Below are 12,645 nucleotides of genomic sequence, written 5' to 3'. Positions count from 1 at the left end.
CCAATTTCAGCGCGACAGGTTGTGCACCACCCGCACCCGCGCATCGGTGCGTGACAACTCGGCAAAACCTATCGCCCCGGGGCGATTTGCCACCCAATCAAGGACCTCCTCGCTGCCATGCAAACGCACAGGCGGGCTGACACCACCGGTAAAGCGCTGGCGCGACCAGTAGGCATCAATCTCGGCCAGTTCTTTGCCCACCAGCAGACGGTAAAACTGCGCACGCAACGGGTGATCCCCCTGCAAATCCACGGGCACGGCTTCCTGACCGTTGAAAAACAGGCGGTTACGCCCAAGGAATATATGCACGATTTCGTTGCGTGTCATCGCCGCCACACCGCTGCGGGCATTTACGATCACCACCAGATCCGCCCACGCCGACTGCCACCCGGAACCCATACACAAAGCGAAGCAGAGGAAGAGGTGGCGCATGGGTTCAGAACACGAAATCCAGGCTCAGGGAGAACACATCGACCTTGCCATCCCAACGCCCCGGTATTTCCATACGGTAGGGAAAGACCGATGACGGTCGCCCGCGCACACGATCCCACTGCGCCTTGAGTGCCAGGTCGCGGGAGAAATCCCAGCGCGCCCCCAGGAACACGGTCTTTTGATTGCTATGCGATTCGGCGCGCACTGCCGCCACCACCGGCCCCTGAGCTTGACCTGCGCGCCGGGAATAGACGCGCGACACCCCCAGATAAGGCGTCCAAGGTCCCACGCGGTAGCCGGCCAACAGATACGCCGCACTCGAATCTTCCAGGGCCAGCGTTCCCTGATCGATCTGGTTGAGCATGGCCTTGACCAACACCGGCCCCTGATCGTAGACCAGGCCCAGCGAGTAATAATGGCTGCGCCGGCCCTCGAGCCGCAGCAAACGTGCATCCTGTGCCGACAGCGGCACTCCTGCTGCAGCCAGCATCGGCGCCAACGGCAGATCGTGGGCAAAACGAATGCTGGCGTACCCCAGGCGCCCGGTCCAGGGGCCATGCTGATATTCCAGATAGCCTCCCAGCATCGGCGAACCGCTGATATTCCACTGCTCGTCAGCCAGCGGCGCCTTGCCACGGGAAATTCCGTAGAACAGCTTGCTGCGCAGGACGCCCTCACCCAGCACCTGGTTCAGACTGGCATCGGCACCATCAATGACATGAAAAGGGAGATACCAGAAGTAGTCCCCGGGCGGACGCACACTGAGGAAGGAATAGCCGACCCAGCGCGAATCCGCCTGCATGAAGAATTCCGTACCCAGACGGCCAACGCGCAAACTGATGTTCGGATCCGGCTGGTATTTGATGAATGCCCACGAAAACTCCGGGCGGAAGGTCCGGTCGAAGCGGTAGCGGCTCAGTCCCTGCAGCGTTACCTGCCACTTCGGCGACGGTTGCCAGTCGGCCTGCAGACCGAGCATGCTGTCAGTTTTTGCACTCCATTCTGTGCTGGCACCGCGCGCTTGCGACAAGTCACGGACAAACTCGACATCATCGGACGTGGTACGCACCGCCCCCAGGGTACCGAAGCCGCTGATCCGGAAAGTTTCGTTGACGCCAGTACCACTGCTTTCGGCACGACCAGCCGAGGCGGCCAGACAACAGGCCAGGGTACATGCCAGAAGGCGCCACAGCCCACTCATACCCACACGCACCGCGCGTTACAGGAGTGCCGGCAGGGCGATCTGCTGTTCGGTACTGAACTGATAATCCTGAAAGATGTGTGCCGCCGAAGGAATGTGGTAACTACCATCGGCCTGGCGCACGGTGGTGTCTTTCAGGCGCCATGTCAGCTGGCCACAGGTCCAGATGTCAAAATTGCGCATATGCGTGCACAGGCAGGTCTTGTCCATCACCTTGACCTTGCGTGCACCAGGATGCGCAGCCACTTCCCGGTTGTAGGAAGCGATGTAGGAACACTTGCCGCTGGCATCGAGCAGATAACCATAGGCTTCGCAATTGGGGCGGATGCCATCGCCGATCCCGGGGCTTCCCTTGAGCATGCGCATCGGATAGCCAGTCGGCGAGATCTGGTTGACCTCAATGTCGTCCTCGGTGGCCTTGAAATACTCCTGTTTGACCTTGTCCGGCAGGCCGCATTCAGCCGCAACGGTAAAGCGTGTCGCAACCTGCACGGCACCAGCACCCGCGTCGAGGAATTGCGCCGCATCGGTACCGGTAAAGATGCCACCCGCCGGAATCACCGGAATATCAAGCTGCTCAGCCCGCAAATAGGTGAGAACTTCGGCCACGATGGCGGCCAGATCGTACTGCGCCCAATCCATGCCAAAACCCAGGTGGCCGCCAGCCAGCGGCCCCTCGACAACGATGAAATCAGGCAGACGGTTGGTCCGCTGATTCTTCTTCAGGAACAACTGTAAGGCACGTACCGAAGAGACGATGATGCCGAGTTTGGCATCGCGGAACCGGGGATGGTCCTCGATCAGGGCAAAGGAACCCAGGTGCAGGCCGGCGGCCAGGGTAATCCCCTCGATACCGGCATCGAGTGCTGCAGTCAGACGCACCTTCAAGGTTTCCTTGGGGGCGTTCATGGTCAGCTTTTCCATGCAATTGATGAAGACCAGGCCACTGCCGGTCTTGCGTGCCATGGTCGCCTCGACGTGTAAGCGGGTCGCCTCTTCCAGTCGACCGAGATCGAACTTGACCGGCGACTTGTCCTCGTTATTGACGTTGTACTTGTAGAACGCGAGCTTTTCCTTGACGTGCTTGGTGTCGTAGCGGCGGTCGGCGACTGTATTGATCATCGCATCGGAAATATGGCCAACCCCGCCCAGACGGGCGGCTTCCAGCGCCAGATCGGCGGTGGAAATATCCACCCCCATGCCGCCGATCATGATCGGAACCAACTCATGTTTGCCCAGTCGCAAGCGAAAATCATCCACACGCTTCATTGCTGTCCTTAAAAAGCCTGCGGGCCGGCGTCGACCGGCCCGGAAAACCCTGATTCTACGCGATTGCCCCCCCTCCTGTGGAGTACTCTGGGGTAAATCAAAACCCAGCCCCGGGCAACTTGTTATAGTTGCCACGGTTTTTCGACCTGAAACACACTTTCCCCAACGATCTGCCCATGTCCCTCATTCATCACCCCCTCTGGCTGGTAGGTTTTCGCCCGTTTTTTCTCCTTGGCTGTCTGTCCGGCGCCCTGCTGCCGCTCGCCTGGGCGATGTTTTTCTCCGGCCACGGAGGGCTCCCGGCGAGCCCGGTCAGCCCCCTGCAGTGGCACGCGCACGAAATGTTTTTTGGTTTCGGCTGGGCCATTCTGGGCGGCTTCCTGCTGACTTCGACCAAGAACTGGGTCAATGTCCGTGGCCACCACGGCGCCGGGCTGATCTTCCTGGTTGGCGCCTGGCTGTTCGAACGCCTGGGCATGGCCCTGGGCGCTCACTGGCCGCCCTCGCTGTTCCTGCTATCCAGCAACCTCTTCCTGGGCAGCATCATCCTCATGCTGCTCTGGACACTGATCCGCCACCGCAAACAGGACAGCTACGCCGACAACCCAGTTTTCTTCATCCTCCTGCCCGCCTTCATCCTGGCCAAGCAGATGATGCTCTTCGGCGATTTCAAAGCCGGTAGCGACATGGCGCTGGCGCTGTTCCGCCTGGCTTTCCTGGTCATGTTCGAACGCACCCTGACACAATTCATGAAAGGCGTTTTTCAGGTGCAGATTCTGCGCCAGCCAGCGCTGGACATGGCCATCAAGCTGCTCGGTCTGCTGCTGGTCGGCGGATTTCTCCTGCCGCCGCCAGTCAGCGCCCTGCTCTCGCTGCTCCTGGCCGTGCTGTTGCTGATTCGCTTTGCTTTCTGGAAGCCGCTGCTGGCTGCTCGGCGCATCGACATCGGCATCATGTACGTCGGCTACCTCGCCATCGTCGGCCAATTGCTGCTGGTGGCGGCCATGGCCTTCACCCATCTCGGCACGGTCGGCACGGTCGCGACCCACCTGTTCACCTTCGGCGCCATGGGCTGCATCATTCCAGCCATGATCGTCCGCATCGCCAACGGTCATACCGGACGCAAGGTGGTGTTTGGCCCGCTGGACAAGAGCGTCCTCTACCTCATGCTGGCCGCCCTGCTGATCCGCGTACTGGTTCCGCAACTTGCCCCGGAAAAATACCTCGCCACCGTGCACGCCGCAGCCACCTGCTGGCTGCTGGCTTTCGTGCTGCTGGGCTGGCGTTACACGCCTTACCTGCTGCGCCCCCGCATCGACGGGCGGGAGCACTGAGACAACGCAAAACACCCGGCGAATCGAACGACATGGGGAGGGAAATTACGCCTCCCCGCTCTGTTTGTCCTCAGCACGCTCTGCCTCGACCTCGATACCCCAGTCGCCGAAGGTATACCAGTCCTCCCCCAGTAGCTCCGCCGGGTGCTGCGTACGACCGGAGCCGTTGCCACACTTCATGTCGGCGCTGGCGCAGTACTGATCGCAGCCCCAGCAGATGCGCTCGGGATGCTTGGGATGCAACGGAAATGTCTTAGCCATGTCCATCTCCTGCGGGGCGGGCCTGCCGTCCGGCAAAACGGCACAACCACAATGAAAAAACGATGACCAGGCCACCCACCAGCATCCGTCGCAGGTCGGCATCGCGGTTCCAGATCAACACATTGACCAGCAGCCCGAGCGGCACGTGCAACTCGTTCATCACCGCCAACGTACCTGCGCTGACCTGGACGCTGCCTTTGACCCACCAGAACATGCCCAGGGCCGTGGCGAACCCGCCCATCCACAACAATACTGCCCATTGCGTCGCCGTCTGTGGCAGCAACGCCGGATCGCCAAAGAAAAACCAGGACGGAATGACGATGCACAGCGCCCCGAAAAAGAAATGTCCGAACAAATGCGGCAACGGCACCGCCTGCGGGTGCCACAGCAACAGGCGACGACACAGCACCTGGCCGGCAGCGAAGGTCGCATTGGCGATTTGCAACAGCAGGAATCCCCAGAGGTAATCTCCTGCCAGCGGCTGATAGCGGATCAGCACCCCACCCAGTACGGCCACGGCGGCGGCCAGCAGGGCGGGCCGATGCAGGCGACCAACCAGGGCATCCTCGAGCAAGGTGACGTAGATCGGCGTCAGCACCGTAAACAGCAGCACTTCCGGCACCGACAGCACACTGAAGCTGCGGTACAGGCACAGGTAGGTAATACCGAACTGCAAGGCACCTGCCAGCCAGAAACCGGCCAGCAACCGCCGCGGCAAACCGCGCCAGCGTACGAACGGCAGAAAAATCAGCGCCGCCACCAGCACCCGCACCAGCACCGCAAAATCGCTATCCACCCGCCCCGCCAGGTACACCCCGATGAGACTGAAGGAAAACGACCAGATGAGATTGACGATGAGCAGATAAGGCATGGTGTTTCGGAGCGGAAGTGACACGCAGGATGCCGGCTATGGCAGCGCGATCACAGCGGCAGTTCCCCCTGATCGCCCTGTGTCATGACCGGCACCCGCGCCTGCAGGCCGGAGGCGCGCACGCCGAGCAGGCGCATGCGTTGTTCGAAGATGATGCGTTTCAGGCATTGGCGCGCTGCCTGCCGGATTTCCCGGGCGCTGCCGACCGCCGCCTGCAAGGTGATATCGCGCGTGACACTGGTGAAATCGGCAAAGCGCAGCTTGATCCCGATGGTGCGCGCCAGCAAGTCTTTCTTGCGCAAGTCGTCTTCCAGACGCACACACAAATCATCGAGAATTCCCGTCAGCACCACCCGGTCGCGCAGCACATCGAGATCCCGCTCGAACGTCGTCTCACGACTGACCGACTTGCTTGCCCGCACGGTTTCCAGTGGTCGTTCGTCGATGCCACGCGCTGCCCGGTACAGCCAGCGCCCCATGCTGCCGCCAAATTCAGCGACCAGCACGCTTTCCGCCACCGCCGCCAGTTCACCCACCGTGTTCACTCCCATCGCCTGCAGGCGCGCCCCCGCTTTCGGGCCAATGCCATTGATGCGGCGGACCGGCAAAGGCCAGATGCGCGTTGGCACGTCTTCCACTGTCAGCACACAGATGCCGTCCGGCTTGTCGAGATCGGAAGCAATCTTGGCCAGCAGCTTGTTCGGTGTGATCCCGATCGAACAACTCAACCCGGTCGCCGCGCGCACGGCCGCCTTGATGCGCCGGGCCAGGCTGACGCTGTCTTCAGTGAAATCCGTCAGATCGATGTAGATTTCATCGATACCGCGATCCTCGATCACGGGCGCAATCCCCGCCACCGCTGCCTTGAAGCGGCGCGAAAAGTCGCGGTATGCCTCGAAATTGGCCGGCAGCAGAACGGCATCCGGTGCTTTCTGGGCCGCCTTCATCAAACCCATGCCGGAATGCACGCCAAATTCACGCGCTTCATACGTCGCCGTCGTCACCACCCCGCGTCCGACATAGTCACGCAGGCAGGCAAACTGCCAGCTGCCATCGGCCAGCTGCTGCGGCCGCATGACGGAACGCCCCCCGACCACCACCGCCTGGCCACGCAGCATCGGGTAGTGCAACAACTCGACGGAAGCAAAAAAAGCATCCATGTCGAGGTGCGCGATACGGCGGAGAAAAACCATGGGCAACAAGGATCAGCAACACATCAACGCCAGCAGCGGCAAAAACAAAACGCCCCGCAGAACGAGGCGGGGCATTTCCATTTCTGCCGGACCAGCCGGCACGACAAACTCAGACCTTGGCCACCAGATTGGACAGGGTGACGTTGGTGGTGACCTTGTTCAGCACCTTTTGCAGGCCAATGCGCTCCTTGAGGTTGATGATCAGCGGCGCACGCAGGCTGGGGGCAATAGTGCCGCCTTCGGCCTGCTTGTAGAGCACGATCATCACGGCCACGTCTTCGGCCGCCGGCTTCTTCAGCAACGCTTCTTCTGCGTCGCTCAGTTCCAGCTCATAGCCGAAACCAAGTGCTGTCGGGGCAATGATCTGGAACGCCAAGTTCGTATCATCCAGGGACTGCAGGGTAAAGCTGACCGGTTCACCGGCCTGCTCTTCAGAAGCCAGAATGAAACGGGTCTGGCCTTCAAAACCGATCAGGCCTTGCGGAAAGGTGATCACCCGCTCGGCGGGCACTTCGACAGTACCAAAAAGATAGGTTTGTACTTGCATCTGCTTCCTCCTCTTCAAGAATATGGGCATTTCGCCCACATCCTACACCACTCCACCTTGGGTTGTAATTTTCATTCGCCTTGCGCATCATTGCGCCCTTTTCTTTTGCTCCCTCGACCATGCTCGCACCCATCGAACATCGCATTGCCCTCGAACTCAACGTGCGTCCGGCGCAAGTCCAGGCCGCCGTCAATCTTCTCGACGAAGGCGCCAGCGTGCCGTTCATTGCCCGCTACCGCAAGGAAGCCACCGGCGAGCTCGATGACACGCAGCTGCGTACCCTGGCCGAGCGTCTGGGCTATCTGCGTGAACTGGAAGAGCGGCGCACGGCGGTGCTCACCAGCATCGAGGAACAGGGCAAACTGACGCCGGAACTGCGCCAGGAAGTCGAAAACGCCGAAACCAAGCAGCGTCTGGAAGACCTCTACCTGCCCTACAAACAAAAACGGCGCACCAAGGCGCAGATTGCCCGCGAAGCAGGCATCGAGCCGCTGGCGCTGGCGCTGCTGGACAACCCCGAACTGACACCGGAAGCAGAAGCGGAAAGCTACCTCAATGCCGATGCCGGTTTCGCCGACACCAAGGCCGTCCTCGACGGTGCCCGCCAGATCCTCATGGAAAAATTCGCCGAGGATGCGGAACTGCTGCAAACCTTGCGCACTTACCTGCTCGAACACGGCCATCTGAAATCAAGCGTGATCGAAGGCAAGGAAAATGAGGGGGCCAAATTCCGCGACTGGTTCGATTTCGCCGAAGCCATCGCCCACATTCCCTCGCACCGCGCCCTGGCCCTTCTGCGCGGGCGCAATGAAGGCATCCTCAATCTCGCCCTGGTGCTCGATTCCGAACTGGCGGCCGATGACAGCAAGCCGGCCAGCAACCCCTGCGAACAACGCATCGCGGCCCGCTTCGGCATCAGCCAGAAAAACCGTCCGGCGGACAAATGGCTGGCCGATACCGTGCGCTGGACCTGGAAGGTGAAGATTTACACTCACCTCGAACTGGAACTGGTCAGCGCCCTGCGCGAACGCGCCGAAGAAGAGGCCATCCAGATCTTTGGCAGAAACCTGAAAGATCTGCTGCTAGCCGCGCCCGCCGGCCAGCATGTGACCATGGGCATCGATCCCGGCATCCGCACCGGCTGCAAGATCGCCGTGGTCGACGCCACCGGCAAACTGCTGGCCACCGACACCATCTACCCGCACGAACCGCGCAACGACTGGGCCGGCTCGATCGCCACCATTGCCCGCCTGGCCAGTCAGCACGGGGTGACCCTGATCGCCATCGGCAACGGCACGGCCAGCCGGGAAACCGACAAGCTGGTGCAGGACGTCATGAAGAAGTATCCGGAAGCCCGACTGCAAAAAATTGTCGTCTCGGAAGCGGGCGCCTCGGTCTATTCCGCCTCCGAGCTGGCCGCCCGCGAATTCCCGGAGCTCGACGTCAGCCTGCGTGGCGCAGTATCGATCGCCCGCCGCCTGCAGGACCCGTTGGCCGAACTGGTCAAGATCGACCCCAAATCCATCGGCGTCGGCCAATACCAGCACGATGTCTCGCAGACCAAGCTCGCCCGCTCACTGGACGCCGTCGTCGAGGACTGTGTGAATGCTGTCGGCGTCGACGTCAACACCGCTTCGGTGCCCCTGCTGACCCGCATCTCCGGCCTCAACGCCGGGCTGGCGGCCAACATCGTCAGCCACCGCGACGCACATGGCGCCTTCCGCACCCGTAGCGACCTGAAAAAAGTGCCGCGCCTGGGCGAAAAAACCTTCGAACAGGCCGCCGGTTTCCTGCGCATCGCGCACGGCGACAATCCGCTCGACCGCTCTTCGGTCCACCCGGAGGCCTACCCGCTGGTGGAAAAAATCATCGTCGACCTGGGCCGCCCACTCACCGACCTGCTGGGCGACACACGCGCACTCAAAGGGCTGAACCCGGCCAAATACACCGACGAACGTTTCGGCCTGCCCACCGTGCAGGACATCCTGCGCGAACTGGAAAAACCCGGCCGCGACCCGCGCCCTGAATTCAAGACCGCCACCTTCGCCGACGGCGTCACCGAGGTCAAAGATCTGCAACCCGACATGATTCTCGAGGGCGTGGTCACCAACGTCGCCGCTTTCGGCGCCTTCGTCGACATCGGCGTACACCAGGATGGCCTGGTACACGTTTCCGCCCTGTCCAATACCTTCGTCAAGGATCCGCACAGCGTGGTCAAGGCCGGACAAGTGGTCAAGGTCAAGGTACTGGAAGTCGATCTGGCGCGGCAGCGCATCGCCCTCAGCATGCGCATGAGTGACGAACCGGGCAAGAGTGGCCCGCGCGATCGCGATACCGCTCGCGGTGCCCCGCTGTCACGCCAGCAGGCACGCCATAACAGCCCGCCCCCGGCCGGCAACGCCATGGCCGCGGCATTTGCAAAATTACGCAAATAAGGCGCAAGCAACGGCTCCCCCCCTCCGTACTGACAGATACAAACAACAAGCAACCGTCACTCATCTGTCGTAATCCTTGCGTTTTCTGGCGGGACTCATGCATGAGCCCCGCCTTTTTCATGCCCGCAGGGAAAACCTGAATATTCGCTGAACATGACTTTCAGGTTATGTTCAGGGGCAAAACGGCATAGTTCGCTGCGTCACTCATTTGCAGGATGTCAGCCATGAAACTTCGCCTTGCCCTGTGCTGCCTCGCAGCCTTGTGCCACTCCCTGGTCGCCAGTGCCGGCCCCCTGGAAGAGCAACTCACCACCTATGCCGCTGCCGCCAAGATCGCCAATCCGGCATTTGCCGGTTTCTCCGCTGCCCGCGGCGAAAAACTCCATACCACCCGCTTTGCCCTGGGCAAACCGGACACCCCTGCCTGCACCACCTGCCACGGCTCCGATCCGCGCAGTAGCGGCAACACCCTGACCGGCAAGCGCATCGAACCGGTCGCCCTGTCGGCGTCGCCTGGCCGCTATGCCGATCCAGCCAAAGTAGAAAAATGGTTCAAGCGCAACTGCAACGAAGTACTCGGCCGGGCCTGCAGCCCGCTCGAAAAGGGCGACTGGCTGACTTTCGTCAGCAGCCGCTGAACTTACCGGAGGACATCACATGACATTCCCCACCCGTCCCCTCGTCCTCGGCCTACTCGCCGTAGGATTTTCCGCCCTGATCTTCAGCCGCGCCCAAGCTGGTGGTGGCCACTACTACCCGCCCGTCACCGACCCCGTGGTCAAGGAAGAGTGCGGCAGTTGTCACCTCGCCTTTCCGGCTTCAATGCTACCTGCCGCGTCATGGCAGCGCATGATGCAGGAACTCGACAACCACTTTGGCGACAATGCCTCGGTCGATCCGGCCCTCGCCAAAAAAATCACCGCTTATCTCGTCGCCAATGCCGGCGACACCGGCGGCCAGGCTTATGGCAGCAAACTGCTGCGTGGTGTCACCCCGGCAAGTGCCCCCCAGCGCATCACCAGCCTGCCCAAATGGGTGCGCGAACACCGCGAAGTCCCGGACTGGGAATGGCGGCACAAGGATGTCCGCAGCAAGGCCAATTGCACTGCCTGCCACGCCGACGCCGAACTTGGCCACTACGAGGACTAAAGCCCTCCGCCCATTCACCACAAAAATCAAGGAGTCATCACCATGTCACTCATCTACCGCATGTTTTCACTGACACTCTCCGCAGGCCTGCTGGCAGGTGTCCTGATGTTTTCCCAGACAAGCCGCGCCGATACGGATACGTCGGGCAGCTGGCTACCGCTGTCACGCGTGATCGAAAAACTGGAGGCTGCCGGCTACCGGAATATCGAAAAGATCGAGCGCGAAGATGGCCGTTACGAAGTGCGAGCGACCAATAGCCAGGGCGAGCGCAGCAAACTGCTGCTGGATGCACGGACCGGTGAGATCGTCGCCAAACCGCGTGCGTACGAACGCCGCAGCAGACAGCAGAGCGAGCGCCACGGCGACCAGGGTAGCGAATGCAACAAACGTCGCTGCCGTGACGATATGCCCGTCACCCCTGCCGGGAGCCGCTGATGACCCGGACTGTCCTTGCCTTGCTGGCCACCCTGCTCGGGCTGGCCTGGGGCTGGGATGTGCTGCAGGCTGCAGCCTCACCCGCCCACCCTCTCTGGCTGGCACGCCAGGAAGCACTCTATCTGAGCGGTCTGCTCTCGATCGGCCTGATGTCGCTGGCGATGTACCTGGCGACCCGCCCGCTCTGGCTGGAAACGCCCCTGGGCGGCATGGACCGCGTCTACCGCACGCATAAATGGGCAGGCATCCTCGGCGGCAGCTTTGCCATCCTGCACTGGCTGGTCGAAATGTCCGACGACCTCCTCAAATCGACCATTGGTCGCGCAGGCCGCGTTCCCAAGGATAGCGCGACCGGATTACTCGACAGCCTGCAGGATCTGGCCGAGGATTTCGGCGAATGGGGCTTCTACATCCTGCTGGCGCTACTCGCACTCACGCTCTGGAAGCGCTTCCCGTATCGCCCATGGCGCTTCCTGCACCGGGCCATGCCGGTGATTTATCTCGGCCTCGCCTTTCATTCGGCGCTCCTAGCCCCACGCGACTACTGGACCCAGCCCGTCGGCTGCTTGCTGGCCGGACTGCTTGCTGCCGGCATTTATGGCGCTTTGCGCTCACTGCTCGGCAACATCGGCAAAGCCCGGCGAGTGCGCGGAGAAATTCTCGCCGTCACCCGTCCGGCAAGCGATGTCGTTTCCGTCAGCTGTCGCCTGCCGGCAAGCTGGCCCGGCCACCATGCCGGACAATTCGCCCTGGTCACCTTCTCCGCCGCCGAAGGCGCACACCCCTTCACCATCGCCAGCGCCAACCGCGACGATCGCAGCATCGAATTCCGCATCAAGGCACTCGGCGACCACACCCGGAAATTACCAACGCTGCTGTCGCCCGGCCAATCCGTCGACATTGAAGGCCCGTACGGTCGCTTCGACCTGCGCCGCATCAATCGCCAGGCGCAGCAACTGTGGGTCGCCGGCGGCATTGGCGTCACGCCCTTCCTGGCCTGGCTCAACGCCCTGCACAGCAAAGCAGACGACGCCCCGAGCGCCGACCTGCACTACTGCACGCGCAATTGTGTCAATGACCCCTTCGTGCCCGAACTGACTTCGCTGTGCGCCAGCCTGCCGACGATCCGCCTACATATCCACGGCGCGCAGCAGGGCGATACCCTGGACGCCAGCACCCTACTCAGGAACGTCGCCCCGGAAAATGCCAGCGAAATCTGGTTCTGCGGCCCATCCGGGCTGGCCGAAGTGTTACGTCAGGGAATCAAAACCCTAGGGCAGACACGCCTGCGCTTCCACCAGGAAGCCTTCGAGATGCGCTAAAAGGACTGCAGCGCAGCCGTTCGCCTTGCGCCAACTGAGTCAGCGGAAAACAAAAAAGTGCCTGAAGAGCGTTTTTTGTTGATTAGAGCGCGACACAGCCTTGCAGGCAGGGGGGGCACGTGAATGTCACGCCAAGCCGAGTACCGGAGTTACAGCTCGTTCAATGTCATCGACGATTTCAACCGGGAGGACTTGG

General features: G+C 61.6%; 13 protein-coding genes. 6 read left to right on the top strand and 7 right to left on the bottom strand.

The window, feature by feature from the left end; all coding sequences use genetic code 11:
* Positions 1-6: 6 nt before the first annotated feature.
* From JYJ39_RS10450 to JYJ39_RS10440, 3 genes are all read right to left on the bottom strand, one after another.
* Positions 7-360 (bottom strand): hypothetical protein, encoded by a 354-nt coding sequence (locus JYJ39_RS10450; RefSeq protein WP_205204169.1) that lies wholly within the window; start codon positions 358-360, stop codon positions 7-9.
* Positions 361-436: 76 nt separating this feature from the next.
* Positions 437-1,633, bottom strand: a complete 1,197-nt coding sequence (locus JYJ39_RS10445) for a porin (RefSeq protein WP_205204168.1) — start codon at positions 1,631-1,633, stop codon at positions 437-439.
* 18 nt (positions 1,634-1,651) lie between these two features.
* On the bottom strand, positions 1,652-2,902 hold the full coding sequence (locus JYJ39_RS10440; RefSeq protein ID WP_205204167.1) for a nitronate monooxygenase: 1,251 nt from the start codon (positions 2,900-2,902) through the stop codon (positions 1,652-1,654).
* A gap of 176 nt (positions 2,903-3,078) precedes the next feature.
* Here JYJ39_RS10440 and JYJ39_RS10435 point away from each other — a divergent pair, with 176 nt between their 5' ends.
* Positions 3,079-4,236: an NnrS family protein gene (locus JYJ39_RS10435; RefSeq protein WP_205204166.1), complete on the top strand. Its 1,158-nt coding sequence runs from the start codon at positions 3,079-3,081 to the stop codon at positions 4,234-4,236.
* Between the two features lie 45 nt (positions 4,237-4,281).
* Here JYJ39_RS10435 and JYJ39_RS10430 read toward each other — a convergent pair whose 3' ends face one another.
* The 4 genes from JYJ39_RS10430 to fliW all read right to left on the bottom strand — a co-directional run bounded on the left by JYJ39_RS10430 (position 4,282) and on the right by fliW (position 7,108).
* Positions 4,282-4,497, bottom strand: a complete 216-nt coding sequence (locus JYJ39_RS10430) for a DUF3079 domain-containing protein (RefSeq protein WP_205204165.1) — start codon at positions 4,495-4,497, stop codon at positions 4,282-4,284.
* Positions 4,490-5,368: an EamA family transporter gene (locus JYJ39_RS10425; protein WP_205204164.1), complete on the bottom strand. Its 879-nt coding sequence runs from the start codon at positions 5,366-5,368 to the stop codon at positions 4,490-4,492. The genes JYJ39_RS10430 and JYJ39_RS10425 overlap by 8 nt, the downstream gene beginning before the upstream one ends.
* A gap of 50 nt (positions 5,369-5,418) precedes the next feature.
* Positions 5,419-6,561 (bottom strand): DNA polymerase IV, encoded by a 1,143-nt coding sequence (gene dinB / locus JYJ39_RS10420; protein ID WP_205204163.1) that lies wholly within the window; start codon positions 6,559-6,561, stop codon positions 5,419-5,421.
* A gap of 109 nt (positions 6,562-6,670) precedes the next feature.
* The gene (gene fliW, locus JYJ39_RS10415; protein WP_205204160.1) at positions 6,671-7,108 is read right to left on the bottom strand and encodes a flagellar assembly protein FliW; all 438 of its coding nucleotides are present in this window, start codon (positions 7,106-7,108) and stop codon (positions 6,671-6,673) included.
* Positions 7,109-7,227: 119 nt separating this feature from the next.
* Between fliW and JYJ39_RS10410 the strand changes: the two genes are divergently transcribed.
* The 5 genes from JYJ39_RS10410 (at position 7,228) to JYJ39_RS10390 (ending at position 12,449) form a co-directional block, all read left to right on the top strand.
* Positions 7,228-9,543 carry a Tex family protein gene (locus JYJ39_RS10410; protein WP_205204158.1) on the top strand — a complete coding sequence of 772 codons (2,316 nt, stop codon included), beginning with the start codon at positions 7,228-7,230 and terminating at the stop codon, positions 9,541-9,543.
* Between the two features lie 224 nt (positions 9,544-9,767).
* Positions 9,768-10,181, top strand: coding sequence for a DUF1924 domain-containing protein (locus tag JYJ39_RS10405; protein WP_205204156.1), 414 nt, complete (start codon positions 9,768-9,770; stop codon positions 10,179-10,181).
* Positions 10,182-10,200: 19 nt separating this feature from the next.
* Positions 10,201-10,692 (top strand): diheme cytochrome c, encoded by a 492-nt coding sequence (locus tag JYJ39_RS10400; RefSeq protein ID WP_205204154.1) that lies wholly within the window; start codon positions 10,201-10,203, stop codon positions 10,690-10,692.
* 42 nt (positions 10,693-10,734) lie between these two features.
* On the top strand, positions 10,735-11,127 hold the full coding sequence (locus JYJ39_RS10395; RefSeq protein WP_205204152.1) for a PepSY domain-containing protein: 393 nt from the start codon (positions 10,735-10,737) through the stop codon (positions 11,125-11,127).
* Entirely contained in the window at positions 11,127-12,449 is a 1,323-nt protein-coding gene (locus JYJ39_RS10390; protein WP_205204151.1) for a ferredoxin reductase family protein, read from the top strand. The genes JYJ39_RS10395 and JYJ39_RS10390 overlap by 1 nt, the downstream gene beginning before the upstream one ends.
* The last annotated feature ends 196 nt before the right edge of the window (positions 12,450-12,645 follow it).

Source organism: Azonexus hydrophilus (assembly GCF_905120355.1).
In the GTDB taxonomy this organism is placed as follows: Bacteria; Pseudomonadota; Gammaproteobacteria; order Burkholderiales; family Rhodocyclaceae; genus Azonexus.
This window is presented reverse-complemented; position numbering and strand designations above follow the sequence as displayed.

Bases quoted from the DNA above. Each gene is read 5' to 3' on its own strand.
- JYJ39_RS10410 (WP_205204158.1), top strand. From the start codon at position 7,228: ATGCTCGCACCCATCGAACATCGCATTGCCCTCGAACTCAACGTGCGT.
- JYJ39_RS10430 (WP_205204165.1), bottom strand. From the start codon at position 4,497: ATGGCTAAGACATTTCCGTTGCATCCCAAGCATCCCGAGCGCATCTGC.
- JYJ39_RS10435 (WP_205204166.1), top strand. From the start codon at position 3,079: ATGTCCCTCATTCATCACCCCCTCTGGCTGGTAGGTTTTCGCCCGTTT.
- dinB (WP_205204163.1), bottom strand. From the start codon at position 6,561: ATGGTTTTTCTCCGCCGTATCGCGCACCTCGACATGGATGCTTTTTTT.
- JYJ39_RS10400 (WP_205204154.1), top strand. From the start codon at position 10,201: ATGACATTCCCCACCCGTCCCCTCGTCCTCGGCCTACTCGCCGTAGGA.
- JYJ39_RS10395 (WP_205204152.1), top strand. From the start codon at position 10,735: ATGTCACTCATCTACCGCATGTTTTCACTGACACTCTCCGCAGGCCTG.
- JYJ39_RS10445 (WP_205204168.1), bottom strand. From the start codon at position 1,633: ATGAGTGGGCTGTGGCGCCTTCTGGCATGTACCCTGGCCTGTTGTCTG.
- fliW (WP_205204160.1), bottom strand. From the start codon at position 7,108: ATGCAAGTACAAACCTATCTTTTTGGTACTGTCGAAGTGCCCGCCGAG.
- JYJ39_RS10425 (WP_205204164.1), bottom strand. From the start codon at position 5,368: ATGCCTTATCTGCTCATCGTCAATCTCATCTGGTCGTTTTCCTTCAGT.
- JYJ39_RS10390 (WP_205204151.1), top strand. From the start codon at position 11,127: ATGACCCGGACTGTCCTTGCCTTGCTGGCCACCCTGCTCGGGCTGGCC.
- JYJ39_RS10440 (WP_205204167.1), bottom strand. From the start codon at position 2,902: ATGAAGCGTGTGGATGATTTTCGCTTGCGACTGGGCAAACATGAGTTG.
- JYJ39_RS10405 (WP_205204156.1), top strand. From the start codon at position 9,768: ATGAAACTTCGCCTTGCCCTGTGCTGCCTCGCAGCCTTGTGCCACTCC.